Below are 16,350 nucleotides of genomic sequence, written 5' to 3'. Positions count from 1 at the left end.
CACGAGTCACTCGTTCTGCTGAACGTGCAGTCGCAGACGTCGCAGTCCAAGGTGCAGTCCCCGGCTCCGCCCCCGGGCGCGGCCACCGTCGTCGATGTCGAGCAGGCCGAGGCCTCTCTCGTCGAGCACTACCCGCGGCTCGTGCGGCTCGCGTACCTGGTGCTGCCGCCGACGCTCGGCCGCAACCGCCGGGTGCTCACGGCCCACGCGGTGACCCAGCGCGCCCTGCCGCGCGGCCGTACGGGGACGGCGCCCCCGTCGATCCCGGCGCAGCGCGGCGGCGCCCGGCGCGCCGCCGATCCCGCGTACGCGTACGTGCGGGCGCGGGTGCTGCGGGCGGCGCTGGACGCGGGGCGGCCGCTGCTGCGGGCGGCGTGGCCGCGCCGGGCCCAACTGCCGCCGCTGCTGCCGCAGGTGTGGGGACTGCGCCTGTTCCCGAAGTCGGGCGGCGCCGACGAACTGGCCCTGGACCAGCGGCTGTCGGCGCTCACCGGGCCCGGCCGGGCCGCGTACGTGCTGCACGGTCTGGAGCGGCTCGACGACGCGGCCCTGCGGTCCGTGCTCGGGGCGGCGGGCTGCGACGTGGAGGAGGTGACGGCCGCGCTCGCCGAGGCAGGCGGGCTGCGCGCGGAGGACGGCTCGGAGGCGGCCGCCCTGCTGGCCTCCCCCGAGTTCGACCCCTGCTCGCTGCACGCACGGCCGCCGGACCTGATGCGGCGGCGCCAGCATGTGAAGGCGGTCGTCGCGGGGCTCGCGGCGGTCCTGGTGTGCGGGGCGCTGCTCGGGCTGCCCGGCGACAGCTGGGGCCCCGAGGGTGCGGCGGCGCCCTCGTACGCGCGCAATCCGGCGGCGCAGGCGGCGCTGGACCCGGGGAAGCTGACACGGGTCGCGGCGACGGCGTGGCAGGGCTCGGCGCGGACGGACTTCTCGGTGTGGCCGGCGCGGGGCTCGCTGACCGGCGACCGGGAGCTGCTGCGCCGGGCGCTCGCGGTGTGGGCGCGGCCGGGCGGCACGGTCCAGGTGTCGGCGACGCCCGGCACCCCGGCGGGCGCGCCGCCCGGCCCGCCGCAGCTGCTGTACGCGGGCTCGGTGGACGGGGCGCGGATCGTGCTGTTCCACGACGGGCTGCGGCTGGTGCGGTACGCGGAGCCGCAGCACGGGACGAGCGGCGCCGCGCTCGACTTCGCGCGGGTGGACGGAGCGGCGGCCCCGGAGTCCGGCGCGGTGATCGTCGACCGCACCGACGGGAACGTCCGCTACCTCACGGCCCCCTGGGTGACCGGCGCGGCCGTGCGGGACCTGCTGGCGCCGGACGCGGCGCCGCGCCGGCTGGCCCGGACGAAGGACGGGGTCACGGCCCCGTTCCCGAGCCCGGCCGTCTCGGCGTCCTGCACGGGGTGGAACGCACTGGCGCTCACCGACGCCGACGGCACCCGGCTCGCCACCGACCTCGGCGAGCTGGTGCCCGCGCATCTGACGGCGGGGCGCCCGGACGCGCCGCGCGAGTCCCGGCCCGGCGACTGGTCGGCGACGGCCTGCTCCCTCGCCGCGGCCCGCTCGCACGGGGTCCGCTCCGTGAACGCGTGGGCGTACGCGCGCCAGCCGCTGCCCGAGGCGGGCGGCGAGGCCCGCTGGGTGTGCACCCGGGCCGAGACCTGGCGCGGCGGCGGTCCGCGCATCCTGGCCCTGTTCCGGGCGCCGGGCGTGGCCGGGGCGGTGGTGGCGGCCCGCTCGCAGAACGCCCCGGCGTGCGGCGGCCGGGACCCTCGGGTGCTCGCCGGGGTGCGCTGGAAGTCGCGGGCCGGGACCTGGTATCTGGTCGCGGCGGGCAGTCCGGGCCTGGGCTCGGTGACGGCGGCGGGCACGACGGGGAGCGGGCCGACGCTGGCGGTGCGGGTGGCGCGGGGCACGAAGGCGAGCCTGTCGGGGCGGACCCGGGACGGGGTGCGGATCGACCCGCTGGGCTGATCCGAGGGCCGGTCCCGGGCGGGCATCCGGACTGCTCCCGGGCCGGCATCTTGCTGACGATCACGTAAAGAAAGTCGGTTCCGGGGGGTGTCCAGGCGCTCTACCGCTCAGTACATTGACGGCATGTCTAATAAGCGCGTCACGCTGAAGGCACGCCAGGTGTCCTTCGCCTGGGACAAGACTCCCCTGCACTGGCTGCCCGACGACCCGTTCACCACGCACACCATCAATGTGCTGCATCTCCTGCTGCCCGCGGGTGAACGCTGGTTCGTGCACGTGTACAAGCAGGTGCTGCCCTTCATCCGTGACGACCGGCTCCGCGAGGACGTCATCGGCTTCATCGGCCAGGAGGCCATGCACGCGCAGGCCCACGACGAGGTGCTGCCGCACCTGCGCGAGCAGGGCCTGGACCCGACGCCGTACACCGCGCAGGTGGACTGGTTCTTCGAGAAGCTGCTCGCCGACCGGACGCTGCCGCCGGGCAAGGCCCGCCAGTGGTGGCTGATGGAGCGGGTCGCGCTGATCGCGGCGATCGAGCACTACACCGCGTTCCTCGGCAACTGGGTGCTGAACGCCGAGGAGCTGGACCGGCGCGGCGCCGACCCGATGATGCTGGACCTGCTGCGCTGGCACGGCGCGGAGGAGGTCGAGCACCGCTCGGTGGCCTTCGAGCTGTTCATGCACCTCGACGGCAGCTACCGGCGCCGGGCCCGCACCTGGGCCACCGCGTTCGCCGCCCTGATGTTCCTGTGGCAGCGCGGCGCGCGCTTCTTCATGGAGAACGACCCGACGCTCCTGGACGGCAAGGCCTCGTTCAAGGCCTTCTACCAGGGCGGCAAGAAGGGCGTGCTGCCGTCGACGCCCGACATGCTGCGGTCCATCCCGCGCTACCTGAGCCGCGACTACCACCCCGAGCAGGAGGGCGACACCGACCAGGCCGTCGCCTACCTCGCGTCCTCGCCCGCCGCCCGCGCCGCCGAGGCCCGCGAAGGAGCCGCCCGATGAAGGCCCGCACGCTGCGCAAGGCCGTCCTCGTCGCCGGCGCCGCGCTCGTCGTGCGCCGCGCCCTGCGCCGCCGCATCAAGGACTCCCCGCTGTGGCCGCTGCCGGCCCTGGAGGAGCCGACGTCCGGGCGTCCGCGCGCCCGCGCACTGCGGCTGCTCGTCGCCGGGCACGAGCAGGTGGCCGACGGCGTCGTCCAGCTCCGCCTGGAAGGCACGAACCTGCCCGCGTGGCAGCCCGGCGCCCACCTCGACCTCGTCCTGCCCTCCGGCCTGATCCGGCAGTACTCGCTGTGCGGCGACCCCGAGGACACGTCCTCGTACACGGTCGCGACCCGGCTGATACCGGCCGAGGAGGGCGGGCGGGGCGGCTCGCGCGAGGTGCACGAGCAGCTCGCGCAGGGCGCCGAGATCGAGATCCGCGGCCCGCGCAACCGGTTCCCGCTCCAGGAGGGCGCGCCGGCGTACCTGTTCGTCGCGGGCGGCATCGGCATCACGCCGGTCCTGCCGATGCTGCGCGCCGTCGAGGCCCGCGGCGCCGAGTGGCGGCTGCTCTACGCGGGCCGGACCCGGTCCTCCATGCCGTTCCTGGAGGACGTCCTCAAGCTCGACGGGCAGCGGGGGCGGGTCACCGCCGTCGCCGAGGACGAGGACGGGCGGCCCGACCTCGCGGCCGCGCTCGGGGCCACCGCGCCCGGCACCGCCGTGTACTGCTGCGGCCCCGAGGGCCTGATGGCGGCGGTCGAGGACCTGCTGCCCGAGGGCCGCGAACTCCACCTGGAGCGCTTCGCCCCGCGCAATTCGGCCGGCGGGAACGGGCCGTTCGAGGTCGAGCTGCGGCGCAGCGGCAAGGTCGTCCAGGTGGCGGCGGACACCACGGTGCTCGCGGCGCTGCGCCCCGAGGTGCCGGGTCTGGCCTACTCGTGCGAGCAGGGGTTCTGCGGGACCTGCCAACAGCGGGTGGTCGAGGGCGAGATCGACCACCGCGACGAGCTGCTCACGGACGCGGAGCGCGACGACTCGATGCTGATCTGTGTCTCCCGCTGCCGCGGCGAGCGCCTGGTTCTCGATCTCTGAGGCGAGGCGCCCGCCAGTGTCTCCCAGTGATCTCGACGGCCTGATCCGCTCGGTAGAGTGTTCGGTATGACTACCGGGGTGCGGCGCAGATTGGGAGTCGAGGAGCGGCGGCGGCAGTTGATCGAGGTCGCCCTCGAACTGTTCAGCAACCGCTCCCCCGACGAGGTCTCCATCGACGAGATAGCGGCCGCCGCGGGCATCTCGCGGCCGCTCGTCTACCACTACTTCCCGGGCAAACTCAGCCTGTACGAGGCCGCGTTGCAGCGGGCCGCGCAGGATCTCGCGGAGCGCTTCGAGGAGCCGCAGGACGGGCCGCTCGGGGCGCGGCTGCTGCGCGTGATGAGCCGCTTCTTCGACTTCGTGGACGAGCACGGGCCCGGTTTCTCGGCGCTGATGCGCGGCGGCCCGGCCGTCGGCTCCTCGACGACGAACGCGCTGATCGACTCCGTCCGGCAGGCCGCGTACGTCCAGATCCTGGCGCATCTGCAGGTGACCCGGCCGAGCCCGCGCCTGGACCTCGTGGTCCGCTCGTGGGTCTCGCTCGCCGAGTCGACGGCGCTGATCTGGCTGGACGGGCGCCGCATCCCCCGCGAGGAGCTCGAGCGGCAACTGGTGCACGACTTCGCGGCGCTGGCCGCCGTGAGCGCCGCCTACGACGAGGAGATGGCGGCGCTGCTGCGCCGCATCCTCGCCGCCGAGCCGGCCGACGGGCCCTTCACGGACCTGGTCGAACGGCTCGCGCTGCTGGCCCCCGTGTAGCCGCTCAGGCGATCGCGGAGCGGTACGCCGGGTCGAGGTCCCGCACCTCGACCGACAGGTGGACCCCCGCCGGGTCCTGGATGTGCGCGGGCAGCAGCCCGAGCACGGTCTCGGCGAGCGCCGCCTTGGCCTCTTCGGTGCGGCCCGCGAGCAGCGCGATCTCGACGTGCAGCACCTGGACCGGCTCGGCGCCGTCGCCGACCACGTTCTCCCCGGCGCTGCGGAACGTCGTCTTGCAGGCCGGGATCCGGGCGGCGACCTTGTCGACGCAGGCCTGGTGGACGGCGCCGGCGAGCCCGTCGTGGTCCAGCCGTTCGTCGAGGCCGGCGGAGTGGTCGACGGTGATCAGCGGCATGTTCTCGGCTCCGGTTACGTGTGTTTCTGGGCAGGTCCTCGCACAGCCTTGTCGGTGCCGCGGGGCCGCACAAATCGCGCCCACGGGGTGGACGGCAGGGGCACGTTCGCGGCCGCCGCCCGGTGGGGCTTCTCGCGCCCCGCGGCGGAGCCGCTGATCGATACAGCCCCGCGCCCCGGATGAGGCTGCGCCTCATCAGGGAAATGCGACCCGAAGGGTCTGCATTTCAGGGGCGCGGGGAACTGCGCGACCAGCCCCCACCGGGCGGGAGGTCGCGACCGTGGCATCAGGCGGCTCCATGGGGCGTGACCGGCCCACAGACGAACCGCACACCGGGCGATAAAGTCGGCCCGTGACAGCGCGATTGGCCGACATAGCGGCACAGGCGGGGGTCAGCGAAGCGACGGTCAGCCGCGTGCTCAACGGCAAACCCGGCGTCGCCGCGGCCACCCGGCAATCCGTCCTCGCCGCCCTCGACGTCCTCGGCTACGAACGCCCCGTGCGGCTGAAACAGCGCAGCGCGGGCCTGATCGGCCTGATCACCCCGGAGCTGGAGAACCCCATCTTCCCGGCGCTCGCCCAGGTCGTGGTGCAGGCCCTGACCCGGCAGGGGTTCACCCCCGTACTGGCGACGCAGACACCGGGCGGCTCGACCGAGGACGAGCTGACCGAGATGCTCGTGGACCGCGGGGTGAGCGGCATCATCTACGTGTCCGGCCTGCACGCCGACACGACGGCGGACACCCGGCGCTACGAGCGACTGCGCGGCCAGGGCGTCCCGTTCGTGCTCGTGGACGGCTTCTCCGCGTCGGTCGCGGCGCCGTTCATCTCCCCCGACGACCGGGCCGCGGCGGCGCTCGCCGTGACGCACCTGGTCTCGCTCGGCCACACCCGGATCGGACTGGCGCTCGGCCCGAAGCGGTTCGTGCCGGTGCAGCGCAAGACCGAGGGCTTCGTACGCGCGATGCGCGAGCGGCTCGGACTGTCCCCCGAGGACGTGGAGCGGGACTTCGTCGAGCACTCCCTGTACACGCTCGAGGGCGGTCAGGCGGCGGCCTCGGCGCTGCTCGACCGGGGCTGCACGGCGCTCGTCTGCGCCAGCGACATGATGGCACTGGGTGCCGTGCGAGCGGTGCGGCAGCGCGGCCTCGACGTGCCGCGGGACGTGTCGGTGGTCGGCTTCGACGACTCCCCGCTCATCGCGTTCACGGACCCGCCGCTGACCACGATCCGCAAGCCCGTGCACGCGATGGGTCAGGCCGCCGTCAACACGCTGCTCGAGGAAGTCGCCGGGACGCCGGCGCCGCACAGCGAGTTCGTCTTCATGCCCGAGCTGGTCGTCAGGGGCTCCACTGCCTCGGCCCTTGGGGGTCCGGCTCGTTCCTGAGGTGTAGGGGGTGCGTTCAGGACCCGCCCGAGGGATGATCGGACAGGGGGGTGGAATCTGGCAGACTCTGCGTCTATGGGTGAAAAGACCGTGACGACTGTGGAAGGCCGACAAGGGCCCACCAACTCACCCATCGCGGACGATCGCGCCGGGGAGCGGGAGCCTGGCCGACTGCGTCGTCTGCGCGCCCCGCGCCGCCCGCGTCTGTGGTTCGAGATCCTTCTGATCGCGGTGAGTTACTGGACGTACTCCCTGGTGCGCAACGCGGTACCGGAGCAGCGGCCCCAGGCCCTGCGGAACGCGGACTGGATCTGGCAGGCCGAGCAGCATCTAGGCATCGCCGTCGAGCAGAGCGTCAACCATGCCGTGAACGCCGTCACTTGGCTCGTCGTCGGCATGAACTACTACTACGCGACGCTCCACTTCGTCATCACGCTCGGTGTCCTCGTGTGGCTGTTCCGTCGCCATCCGGGCCGGTACGCGGCGACACGGCTCGTCCTCTTCGCCACCACCGCGGTCGCGCTGGTCGGCTACTACTTCTATCCGCTGGCGCCGCCGCGCCTGATGACCGGCGGGCACTTCATCGACACGGTCGCCGTGCACGAGACCTGGGGCTCCATGGCCTCCGGCAACCTCAAGAACATGTCGAACCAGTACGCGGCCATGCCGTCCATGCATATCGGCTGGTCGCTGTGGTGCGGGCTCACCATCTTCGCGCTGGCGTCGGTGCCGTGGGTCCGTGTGCTGGGTCTTCTGTACCCGGCGGTCACGCTGGTCGTCATCGTGGCCACGGCGAACCACTTCTGGCTGGACGCGGTGGGCGGCATGGCGTGCCTCGCCTTCGGTTACGCGGTGGCGTGGGTCTGGTACGGGGCCCTGCCGTATGCGTTGCCTCGGGCGGTGGCGACGGGATCCGCGCCCGTTCTGCCGATGAAGGTGTAGTCGCGGCCGCGGCCCGGTGGGGCTTCTCGCGCCCACGCGGCGGAGCCGCACATCGACACAGCCCCGCGCCCCTGAGATGCACACCCTTCGGGTGGCATCTCCCCGATGAGGCGCAGCCTCATCAGGGGCGCGGGGAACTGCGCGACCAGCCCCCACCGGCCGCAGACCCGTCTCTACCGGTCCCACCCCTCCCAGGGGGTCACTCCCCGCGATGCACGATCCGCCCCCCGACCGTCGTCAGACGGACCGGCGCCTGCGCCAGCTCATCGGCCGGCGCCAGGACCGGGTCGAGCCCCAGCACGGTCAGATCCGCCCGCAGCCCCACCTCGATCCGCCCCCCGAGATGCGCCTCGCCGGAGGCGATCGCCGCATGCGAGGTGACCCCTTCGAGCGCCTCGAGCCCCGACAGGCCCTGCCCCGCCCCCGCCGCCCCTTCCGGCACCCGGGCCATGGCCAGCACCCGCCGCGCGTCGAAGTGCGCGATCGGCCAGTCGGACCCGAGCGCGAGCACCGCCCCCGCGTCCCGCAGATCCCGCGTGCGCCAGGCCCGCCCGGCCCGCTCCGCGCCCAGCCGCTGCGACCACTCGTCGCTGTGGTCGCCCTTCGTGTACGCGGTGTGCGGCGGCTGCATGGACGCGGCGACGCCGAGCGCGGCGAAGCGCGGCAGCGTGTCGTCCGGCACCGTCTCGATGTGCTCGATGCGGTGCGCGTCGCGACCGCTCGCGCCGAGCGCCTCGATCGTGTCGAGGGCGTGCCGTACGGCGGCGTCGCCGATGGCGTGGGTGGCGGTGCGGACTCCGGCCGCGTGCAGGGTGCGTACGGCGTCGCTGTACGCCTGCGGGTCGGGCCAGAACGCGTCCGTGCCGCGGCCGTGGCAGTCGGCCTGCTCCAGCCAGGCGGTGCCGCCCTCGACGGTCCCGTCCATGAAGAACTTGACCGCGCCGACCCGCCAGTCGCGGCCGCCGCGCTTCTGGAGGGCGATCAGCTCGTCGAGGCCGTCCTGGTCCACGCCGGGCATGCACCAGGGCGCGACGGTGAGCCGCAGCGGCAGGTCGGTGTCCTGCTCGACGGCGGCGAGGAGCTCGAGGTCGGCGCCGTCCATGACGTGGGCGCCGGTCAGTCCGGTGGCGGCCATGCCCTTGAGGAGGTCGACGAGGCCCGCGCGGCGCTTCTCGTACGAGAGCCGGGGCACGACCGCGTCGACGACGTCCATCGCGGCGTGCTCGATCAGGTGCCCGGTCGGGCGGCCCTCGGCGTCGCACACGATCTCGGCGCGCTGGGCGAACTCACGCGGGCCGGTCACCTGGGCGGCGGCCAGCGCGGCGGTGCTCGCGAGCGCGGAGTGGCCGTCGTAGAGGCGCAGGAAGGCGGGGGCGCCGTCCAGGACGTCCTCGATGAGGCCGTGGTGGACGGGGCGGCCGCCGAAGGCGTTGTGGTCCAGGCCCCAGCCGATGACCCAGCCGTCGATCCGGGGCGCCGAGCGCAGCGCCGCGCGGAGGGCGTCGAGGTCCTGGACGCCGGTGAGGTCGGCGCCGGCGGACATCTGCAGGCCCCAGACCGGGTGGCTGTGGGAGTCCACGAAGCCCGGGGTCACGGTGGCTCCGGCGAGACTCAGCCGCTCGGTCCCCGGGCCGCTCCAGTCGCGGGTCAGGGTGGCGGTGTCACCCAGTGCCGCGATCCGGCCGTCCTTGACCGCGAGGGCGGTGGCTTCCGGCTGGTGCGGGTTCAGGGTGCGGATGCGGGTGTCGGTGAGCAGGAGGTCGGCCTGGGGCATGGTGCGGGTCCGTTCTTGTTCGGGTGGGCGCGGCTCTACTTGCTGCCGAAGGCCTCGTAGACCTCGGGGCGGCGGGTCTTGAGGCGGTGGGCCAGGGGGAAGCCGAGGAGGAAGACCGCGGGGGCCACCGCGACCATGATCCAGTTGGCGAGCGGGGACGCTCCCGTGAAGAGGTCGATGTGGCCGATGACCAGGACGATCGCCGCTCCGAGCAGGACCGTCGCCACGGCCGGGGCCCAGAACGTGCGGGCGCGGCCCTCGCTGTGGGAGATCCGCCGGAAGAAGAACGGGACCGCGAGCGCCGCGAGGAGCTGGAGGGCCATGAGGCCGAGCATGCCGGGCGTGTTCACCCAGAGCAGCAGCTGGTTGTACGGGTCGGCGCCGGCCGCCCAGAACGCGAGGACGACGACCGCGCCGAGTGCGGTCTGGGCGAGCCCGGCGACGTACGGGGAGCGGTGCTTGGTGTGGACGCGGGCGAAGGAGCGCGGAAGGACTCCTTCGTCGGCCAGGGCCAGGCCGTAGCGGTTGATGGCGTTGTGGAAGGCGAGGAGGGAGGCGATGACGCTGGTGACGATGAGGACGTGCATCAGGTCGGCCGCCCAGCCTCCGACGAAGGTGGTGATGGCGGTGAAGAAGAGGTTCGCCGGGTCGCTTCCGGCGGCCTTGACCACGTCGGCGTCGCCGAAGGCCTGGACGGCGATCCAGACGGTGAAGGCGTAGAAGAGGCCGAGGAAGGCGACGGCGATGTAGGTGGCGCGCGGCACGGTGCGGTCGGGGTCGCGGGCCTCGCGGCGGTAGATGACGGTCGACTCGAAGCCGGTGAACGCGGCGAACGCGAAGGCCAGCACGGCGGCGGTGCCGGGCACGAGGACGTTGCCGGGCGCGAAGGACGCGGCGGACAGGCCGTGGGCGCCGCCCTTGAGGAGCACTCCCCCGGCGAGCAGGACGAGGATGCCGGTCTCGGCGACGAGCAGTACGCCGAGGAGTTTCGCGCCGAAGTCGATGGAGCGGAAGCCGCCGTACCAGATGAGGGCGAGCCCGGCGAGGGACACGGGCAGCCAGGGGACGTCGGCGCCGAACAGGGCGTGCACGGTGTCCTGGGTGGCGCTGCCCAGGAGCCCGTAGACGCCGATCTCCATGCCGTTGTAGCCGACCATGGCGAGCAGGGCGGCGCCGATTCCGGCGGGCCGGCCGAGGCCTTGGGTGATGTACGAGTAGAAGGCGCCGCCGCCCTTCACGTGCCGGCTCATCGTCGTGAAGCCGACGGCGAAGACGGCGAGCGTGAGGCCCGCGAGGAGGTAGCCGGCCGGGGCTCCGATGCCGCCGAGGGCGATGGCGATGGGCGCGACTCCGGCCATGACCGTGAGCGGGGCGGCTGCGGAGACGACGAAGAAGGCGATGTCGGAGGTGCCGAGGCTGCCGGTGCGCAGGCCGGCCGGGGCGGCGCTCGGCGGAGCGGTCTTCGGTGAGGTCACGGACATGCGGGGAGGGGCCCTTCAGGCGGCAGGCAGGAGCGGCGGAAGGCCGTGCCGGGTGACGGCGGGGCGTAAATCTAAAGGCTTTCGGTTTCCGCAATGTAACCTCCCCGTCGGGCCTACGGGAAGACCTGTTTTTCCGGAGGGGGCCCGCACGGGGACCGATGAGAGCGGAGAGCAGGACGGATGGGACGGCCGAGCAAGCCACTCCTGGACCGGGAGCGCATCACCACGACGGCGCTCCGGCTCGTCGACGAGACGGGCGAGTTCAGCGTGCCGCAGATCGCGCGGGCGCTCGGGGTGCAGACGGGCTCCGTCTACCACCACGTGGACGGGCGGGACGGCATCGTGGAGTTGCTGCGCGAGCGGGTCGCGGGGGCGATCGACCCGGCGCCGCTCACCTCGGGGCTGCCCTGGGACGAGGCGATGGCCGGCTGGGCCCGCGCCTACCGCGCCGCGTTCGCCGCGCACCCCCGCGCGATCCCGCTGCTGACCACGAACCCGGTGCGGGCGCCACGGGTCCTGGAACAGTACGAGCTGGCGGTACGGGTGCTGCTCGACGCCGGGTTCGCGCTGCGGGACGTGATGCCGCTGATCATCGCCCTGGAGAACATCGTGCTCGGCTCGGCCCTGGACATGGCCGCCCCGGAGACGATGTGGGAGCTGCCGGACGAGGTGGAGACCCCGCTCCTGCAACAGGCCCTGGCGGCCCTCCCGGACTCCCGCGCGGACGCTTCGTTCGAACTGGCGCTGAGCGCTTTCATCGAACATTGCCGGGCCATGCTGGAGGCCGGTTGAGATGCCGCACGAAGTGCGCGTCTCAGGGGCGCGGGGCTGTATCGATGTGCGGCTCCGCCGCGTGGGCGCGAAGCCGGACCACGACCCGCAGCCGCCCACGCACGATCAACCAGGCAGACGCCCAGGCGCCCCCGCCGAACCGCCGGAGGCCTACGCCCCGTAGAACCGCTCCTCGACCACCGCCCGGGCCCGCCGGGTGATCCGCCGGTAGTCGTCCAGCATGTCCCCGACGTGCCCGGGGTCGTACCCCAGGTACCGTCCGACGGCTCCGAGTTCGCGCCCGTCGGACGGGAACGTGTCCCCGGCCCGCCCCCGCACCAGCATCACCGCGTTCCGCACCCGGGTGGCCAGCACCCACGCCTCGTCGAGGACCTCCGCCTCCTCGCCCGGGACGAGACCGGCCGCGCACGCCGCCGCCAGCGCCTCGCGCGTGCGGGTCGTCCGCAGCCCCGGCTCGGCCCAGCCGTGCTGAAGCTGCATCAGCTGAACGGTCCACTCCACGTCGGACAGCCCGCCCCGCCCGAGCTTGGTGTGCAGCGTCGGATCGGCGCCGCGCGGCAGCCGCTCGGACTCCATGCGGGCCTTGAGCCGCCGGATCTCGCGGACGGCGTCGTCGCCGAGGCCCTCGGCCGGGTAGCGCAGCGGGTCGACGAGGTCGAGGAAGGCGCGGCCCAACTCAGGGTCCCCGGCGACCGGTTCGGCCCGCAGCAGGGCCTGGGCCTCCCAGACGAGCGACCAGCGGCGGTAGTACGCCTCGTAGGACTTGAGGGTGCGCACGAGCGGACCCGACTTGCCCTCGGGGCGCAGGTCCGCGTCGATGAGGAGCGGCGGGTCGGCGGTGGGCAGGGCGAGCAGCCGGCGCATCTCGGCGACGACCTTGTTGGCGGCCTGGGCCGCCTCCTGGTCGTCGACGCCATCGCGGGGCTCGTGCACGAACAGGACGTCGGCGTCGGATCCGTAGCCGAGTTCGTGCCCGCCGAAGCGGCCCATGGCGATGACGGCGAAGCGGGTGGGCAGGGTGTCGCCCCAGCCGGCGCGGACGACGGCCCGCAGGGTCCCGGCGAGGGTGGCCGCCGTCAGGTCGGAGACGGCGGAGCCGACCCGGTCCACGAGCGCGCCCTGGTCGGCGACGACGGGCTGGTCCTCGGTGCCGTACGAGGCGATGATGTCGGCCGCGGTGGTGCGGAACAGCTCGCGTCTGCGCACTCCGCGCGCGGCCCCGACGGCCTGCTCCGCGCCGTCGGCGCGGCCGACCGCGGCGAGCACCTCCTGCTCCAGCTGGGCGTGGCCGCGCTGGTCGAGGCCGTGCGGGTCGCCGAGCAGGGCGACCGCCTCGGGGGCGCGCATGAGCAGGTCGGGGGCGAGCCGGCCGGCGGACAGCACGCGGGCCAGGTTCTCGGCGGCGGCGCCCTCGTCCCGCAGGAGCCGCAGGTACCAGGGGGTCTTGCCGAGGGCGTCGGAGACCTTGCGGAAGTTGAGCAGTCCGGCGTCGGGGTCGGCGGAGTCGGCGAACCAGCCGAGCAGGACGGGCAGCAGGGTGCGCTGGATGGCGGCCTTGCGGGAGACGCCGGAGGCGAGGGCCTCCAGGTGGCGCAGGGCGGCGCTCGGGTCCGCGTAGCCGAGCGCGACGAGCCGTTCGCGCGCGGCCTCGGTGCTCAACCGGGTCTCGCCGGGGGCGAGTTGGGCCACGGCGTCGAGCAGCGGCCGGTAGAACAGCTTCTCGTGCAGGCGGCGCACGGAGGAGGTGTGCCGCTTCCAGGCCCGGTTGAGCTCGGTGATCGGCTCGGTGCGCATGCCCATCGAGCGGCCGATGCGGCGCAGGTCGGCGTCGTCCTCGGGGACGAGGTGGGTGCGGCGCAGTTTGTAGAGCTGGATGCGGTGTTCGAGGGTGCGCAGGAAGCGGTAGGCGTCGTCGAGCTGGACGGCGTCGACGCGGCCCACGTAGCCGCCGTCGGCGAGGGCGGCGAGCGCGTCCAGGGTGGTGCCGCTGCGCAGCGAGGCGTCGGAGCGGCCGTGCACCAACTGGAGGAGCTGGACGGCGAACTCGACGTCGCGCAGGCCGCCGGGGCCGAGTTTGAGCTCGCGCTCGACCTCGCCCGCCGGGATGTTCTCGATGACGCGGCGGCGCATCTTCTGCACGTCGGGCACGAAGTTGTCCCGCTCGGCGGCCTGCCAGACGAGCGGGGAGACGGCCGCGACGTAGGCGGCGCCGAGTTCGGGGTCGCCCGCGACGGCTCGCGCCTTGAGCAGCGCCTGGAACTCCCAGGTCTTGGCCCAGCGTTCGTAGTAGGCGAGGTGGGAGGCGAGGGTGCGTACGAGGGGGCCGTTGCGGCCCTCGGGGCGGAGGTTGGCGTCGACGGGCCAGATGGTGCCCTCGACGGTGGTCTCGGAGCAGATCCGCATCATGTGCGAGGCGAGCCGGGTCGCGGCCTGGAGCGCCTTGCCCTCGTCGGCGCCCTCGGCGGCCTCGCCGACGAAGATGACGTCGACGTCGGAGACGTAGTTGAGCTCGTGGCCGCCGCACTTGCCCATCGCGATGACGGCGAGCCGGCACTGGGCGGCGTCGCCGGGCGCGGCGACGCGGGCCAGGGTGAGGGCGGCGCGCAGGGTCGCGGTGGCGAGGTCGGCGAGTTCGGCGGCGGTCTGCGCGATGTCGGTGGTGCCGCACACGTCGCGGGCGGCGATGGACAGCAGGCAGCGGCGGTAGGCGACGCGCAGGGAAACGGGGTCGTCGGCCTCGGCGAGGCCGCGTTCGAACTCCTCGACGCCCGGGTGCAGATCGCGGGGTTCGTACGTGACGAGGGCCTGCCAGTCGCCGGGGTGGCGGGCGAGGTGGTCGGCGAGGGCCTCGGAGGCGCCGAGGACACCGAGGAGGCGGTCGCGCAGCGGCTTGGCGGTGATGAGGGTGTCGAGCAGTTCGCGGCGGCCGGTCTCGCCGGAGACCCGCTCCTGCGCCTCGGCGAGCCGGACGAGGCCGAGGAGCGCCAGATCGGGGTCGGCGGTGGCGCCGAGCGCGTCGAGCAGCAGCGGATCGGACCGTACGGCGGACAGCGCGTCGGCGTCGAGCAGCCGCTCGGCTGCGGACGGGTCGGTGAATCCATGCCGCAGCAGCCGGGTGAACGTACTGCTCCTGCGGCCTCGCGGCACCGACATCCCGGCCTCCTGTTCGATCAACAAGCCCGGTGCTGAGCCTACTGCGGACGGCGGGCGACCGATGAGTCGAGCGCGGGTGCGGAGTCTGTACGGGGGCGGGAGGATGCGAGAGCCGCACCCCCGGCCGTCCGAAAGGTTCTGATCATGTCGCCCGAAAGGTTCTGATCATGGAGTGGACCCTCGAAGTGGTCGTCGTCCCCGTCTCCGACGTGGACCGCGCCAAGGAGTTCTACGCGGAGAAGGTGGGTTTCAAGGTCGACCTGGACACCGAGGTGGCCCCGGGCGTCCGCATCGTGCAGCTGACGCCGCCGGGCTCGCGCTGCTCGATCACCCTGGCGGAGGGCCTGCCGGGCGCCCCGGACCAGCAGACGATGACGCCGGGCTCGCTCACCGGCCTTCAGGTGTGCGTCACGGACATCGCGGCGGCCCGCGAGGAGCTGGTGGCGCGCGGCGTGGCGGTCTCGCCGGTGCAGCACGCGGGTCCGCAGGGCTGGGAGGACGGCCCGGGCGGCGAGTGGAACTCGTTCATGTTCTTCCGCGACCCGGACGGGAACGGCTGGACGGTCCAGGAGGCTCCGTCGCCGCTCGCGGAGCGCTGAGGGCCGCTCGCGCGGGGGCCGGGGCGGGGCCCGGGCGAGGCGGAACGGGCCCGAGGGTTCATCCATCGTTCACCGGCAGGGGTCCGAAGGCCTGACACCCGGGTATTTTGGCGTGTGCATGCTCTGTCCGCACCGCCAAGGTCCCGTCACTCCCCCACACGGAGGCTCACGTGTCCGGCAGATCACTGTTCAGCCGCGCCCGCGGCAAGGCCGTCGCCTCGGCCCTCGCCCTGGCCACGGCCGCCACCGGCGGCTGGCTCGCCCTCACCGGCGCCGGCACCGCGCACGCCGCGGCGACCGTGCCCACCCCCGACCACGTCGTCGTCGTGGTCTTCGAGAACCACGCGTACAGCCAGGTCATCGGCTCCTCCAGCGCGCCCTACATCAACAGCCTGAAGTCGGGCGGCGCCAACCTCACCGCGTCGTACGCCGAGACGCACCCCAGCCAGCCCAACTACTTCGCCCTGTTCTCCGGCTCCACCCAGGGCATCACGGACGACAGCTGCTACACGCCCGGCTTCTCGTCCGCCCCGAACCTCGCCTCGGAACTGATCGCCGCGGGCAAGACCTGGGCCAGCTACAACGAGACCCTGCCCAGCCAGGGCTCGACGACCTGCTCCTCCGGCAAGTACGCCCGCAAGCACAACCCGTGGTTCGGCTTCAGCAACGTACCGACCTCGTCGGCGAAGACCCTCGCCCAGTTCCCCACGGACTACGCGACGCTCCCCCAGGTCTCGTTCGTCGTGCCGAACCTGTGCAGCGACATGCACGACTGCTCGGTCTCCACGGGCGACACCTGGCTGAAGAACAACCTGGGCGCGTACGCGACCTGGGCCAAGACCCACAACAGCCTCCTCGTCGTCACCTTCGACGAGGACAACCGGCTCAGCGGCAACAAGATCCCGACCGTCCTGTACGGCCAGCAGGTGACCCCGGGCGCCACCTCGTCCACCACGTACAACCACTACGACCTCCTGCGCACCCTGGAGGACATGCACGGTCTGCCGCACGCGGGCAACGCGGCGTCGGCGCAGGACATCACCGGCGTCTGGACCTCGTGAC

The 16,350-nt window shown here is 73.5% G+C and carries 13 protein-coding genes; 9 read left to right on the top strand and 4 right to left on the bottom strand.

What is annotated here, in order from left to right; translation table 11 throughout:
• Positions 1 to 15 precede the first annotated feature (15 nt).
• The 4 genes from IAG42_RS25555 to IAG42_RS25540 all read left to right on the top strand — a co-directional run bounded on the left by IAG42_RS25555 (position 16) and on the right by IAG42_RS25540 (position 4,805).
• A complete protein-coding gene (locus tag IAG42_RS25555; RefSeq protein ID WP_394811291.1) occupies positions 16 to 1,968 on the top strand; it encodes a hypothetical protein in 1,953 nt (650 codons plus the stop codon).
• Positions 1,969 to 2,091: 123 nt separating this feature from the next.
• The gene (locus IAG42_RS25550) at positions 2,092 to 2,973 is read left to right on the top strand and encodes a metal-dependent hydrolase (RefSeq protein WP_188339298.1); all 882 of its coding nucleotides are present in this window, start codon (positions 2,092 to 2,094) and stop codon (positions 2,971 to 2,973) included.
• Positions 2,970 to 4,046 carry a PDR/VanB family oxidoreductase gene (locus IAG42_RS25545; protein WP_188339297.1) on the top strand — a complete coding sequence of 359 codons (1,077 nt, stop codon included), beginning with the start codon at positions 2,970 to 2,972 and terminating at the stop codon, positions 4,044 to 4,046. The genes IAG42_RS25550 and IAG42_RS25545 overlap by 4 nt, the downstream gene beginning before the upstream one ends.
• Before the next feature lie 66 nt (positions 4,047 to 4,112).
• Positions 4,113 to 4,805 (top strand): TetR/AcrR family transcriptional regulator, encoded by a 693-nt coding sequence (locus tag IAG42_RS25540; RefSeq protein WP_188339296.1) that lies wholly within the window; start codon positions 4,113 to 4,115, stop codon positions 4,803 to 4,805.
• Positions 4,806 to 4,809: 4 nt separating this feature from the next.
• Here the strand turns inward: IAG42_RS25540 and IAG42_RS25535 are convergent, their stop codons facing one another.
• On the bottom strand, positions 4,810 to 5,160 hold the full coding sequence (locus IAG42_RS25535; protein WP_188339295.1) for a 5-carboxymethyl-2-hydroxymuconate Delta-isomerase: 351 nt from the start codon (positions 5,158 to 5,160) through the stop codon (positions 4,810 to 4,812).
• A gap of 352 nt (positions 5,161 to 5,512) precedes the next feature.
• Between IAG42_RS25535 and IAG42_RS25530 the strand changes: the two genes are divergently transcribed.
• Both IAG42_RS25530 and IAG42_RS25525 read left to right on the top strand, forming a co-directional pair.
• On the top strand, positions 5,513 to 6,547 hold the full coding sequence (locus tag IAG42_RS25530) for a LacI family DNA-binding transcriptional regulator (protein WP_188339294.1): 1,035 nt from the start codon (positions 5,513 to 5,515) through the stop codon (positions 6,545 to 6,547).
• A gap of 75 nt (positions 6,548 to 6,622) precedes the next feature.
• Positions 6,623 to 7,489, top strand: a complete 867-nt coding sequence (locus IAG42_RS25525; protein WP_188339293.1) for a phosphatase PAP2 family protein — start codon at positions 6,623 to 6,625, stop codon at positions 7,487 to 7,489.
• 199 nt (positions 7,490 to 7,688) lie between these two features.
• On the opposite strand, the gene IAG42_RS25520 is transcribed toward IAG42_RS25525, so the two are convergent.
• Positions 7,689 to 9,263 carry an amidohydrolase gene (locus tag IAG42_RS25520; protein WP_188339292.1) on the bottom strand — a complete coding sequence of 525 codons (1,575 nt, stop codon included), beginning with the start codon at positions 9,261 to 9,263 and terminating at the stop codon, positions 7,689 to 7,691.
• 35 nt (positions 9,264 to 9,298) lie between these two features.
• The gene (locus tag IAG42_RS25515; RefSeq protein ID WP_188339291.1) at positions 9,299 to 10,744 is read right to left on the bottom strand and encodes an APC family permease; all 1,446 of its coding nucleotides are present in this window, start codon (positions 10,742 to 10,744) and stop codon (positions 9,299 to 9,301) included.
• A 180-nt stretch (positions 10,745 to 10,924) separates the two neighbouring features.
• Here IAG42_RS25515 and IAG42_RS25510 point away from each other — a divergent pair, with 180 nt between their 5' ends.
• On the top strand, positions 10,925 to 11,536 hold the full coding sequence (locus tag IAG42_RS25510) for a TetR/AcrR family transcriptional regulator C-terminal domain-containing protein (RefSeq protein WP_188339290.1): 612 nt from the start codon (positions 10,925 to 10,927) through the stop codon (positions 11,534 to 11,536).
• Between the two features lie 150 nt (positions 11,537 to 11,686).
• On the opposite strand, the gene IAG42_RS25505 is transcribed toward IAG42_RS25510, so the two are convergent.
• The gene (locus tag IAG42_RS25505; RefSeq protein ID WP_188339289.1) at positions 11,687 to 14,689 is read right to left on the bottom strand and encodes a bifunctional [glutamine synthetase] adenylyltransferase/[glutamine synthetase]-adenylyl-L-tyrosine phosphorylase; all 3,003 of its coding nucleotides are present in this window, start codon (positions 14,687 to 14,689) and stop codon (positions 11,687 to 11,689) included.
• A gap of 167 nt (positions 14,690 to 14,856) precedes the next feature.
• On the opposite strand from IAG42_RS25505, the gene IAG42_RS25500 reads away from it, so the two are divergent.
• Positions 14,857 to 15,288 (top strand): VOC family protein, encoded by a 432-nt coding sequence (locus IAG42_RS25500; protein WP_188339288.1) that lies wholly within the window; start codon positions 14,857 to 14,859, stop codon positions 15,286 to 15,288.
• A 170-nt stretch (positions 15,289 to 15,458) separates the two neighbouring features.
• Positions 15,459 to 16,349: an alkaline phosphatase family protein gene (locus IAG42_RS25495; protein ID WP_188339287.1), complete on the top strand. Its 891-nt coding sequence runs from the start codon at positions 15,459 to 15,461 to the stop codon at positions 16,347 to 16,349.
• Position 16,350 lies beyond the last annotated feature (1 nt).

The sequence above is a fragment of the Streptomyces xanthii genome, from assembly GCF_014621695.1.
In the GTDB taxonomy this organism is placed as follows: domain Bacteria; phylum Actinomycetota; class Actinomycetes; order Streptomycetales; family Streptomycetaceae; genus Streptomyces; species Streptomyces xanthii.
Note: the sequence above shows the minus strand (reverse complement) of the source record. Positions and strands in the feature narration are given on the sequence as shown.

Coding starts and splice junctions, on each gene's coding strand:
- IAG42_RS25510 (WP_188339290.1), top strand. CDS start 10,925: ATGGGACGGCCGAGCAAGCCACTCCTGGACCGGGAGCGCATCACCACG.
- IAG42_RS25520 (WP_188339292.1), bottom strand. CDS start 9,263: ATGCCCCAGGCCGACCTCCTGCTCACCGACACCCGCATCCGCACCCTG.
- IAG42_RS25505 (WP_188339289.1), bottom strand. CDS start 14,689: ATGTCGGTGCCGCGAGGCCGCAGGAGCAGTACGTTCACCCGGCTGCTG.
- IAG42_RS25525 (WP_188339293.1), top strand. CDS start 6,623: ATGGGTGAAAAGACCGTGACGACTGTGGAAGGCCGACAAGGGCCCACC.
- IAG42_RS25545 (WP_188339297.1), top strand. CDS start 2,970: ATGAAGGCCCGCACGCTGCGCAAGGCCGTCCTCGTCGCCGGCGCCGCG.
- IAG42_RS25540 (WP_188339296.1), top strand. CDS start 4,113: ATGACTACCGGGGTGCGGCGCAGATTGGGAGTCGAGGAGCGGCGGCGG.
- IAG42_RS25515 (WP_188339291.1), bottom strand. CDS start 10,744: ATGTCCGTGACCTCACCGAAGACCGCTCCGCCGAGCGCCGCCCCGGCC.
- IAG42_RS25550 (WP_188339298.1), top strand. CDS start 2,092: ATGTCTAATAAGCGCGTCACGCTGAAGGCACGCCAGGTGTCCTTCGCC.
- IAG42_RS25535 (WP_188339295.1), bottom strand. CDS start 5,160: ATGCCGCTGATCACCGTCGACCACTCCGCCGGCCTCGACGAACGGCTG.
- IAG42_RS25500 (WP_188339288.1), top strand. CDS start 14,857: ATGGAGTGGACCCTCGAAGTGGTCGTCGTCCCCGTCTCCGACGTGGAC.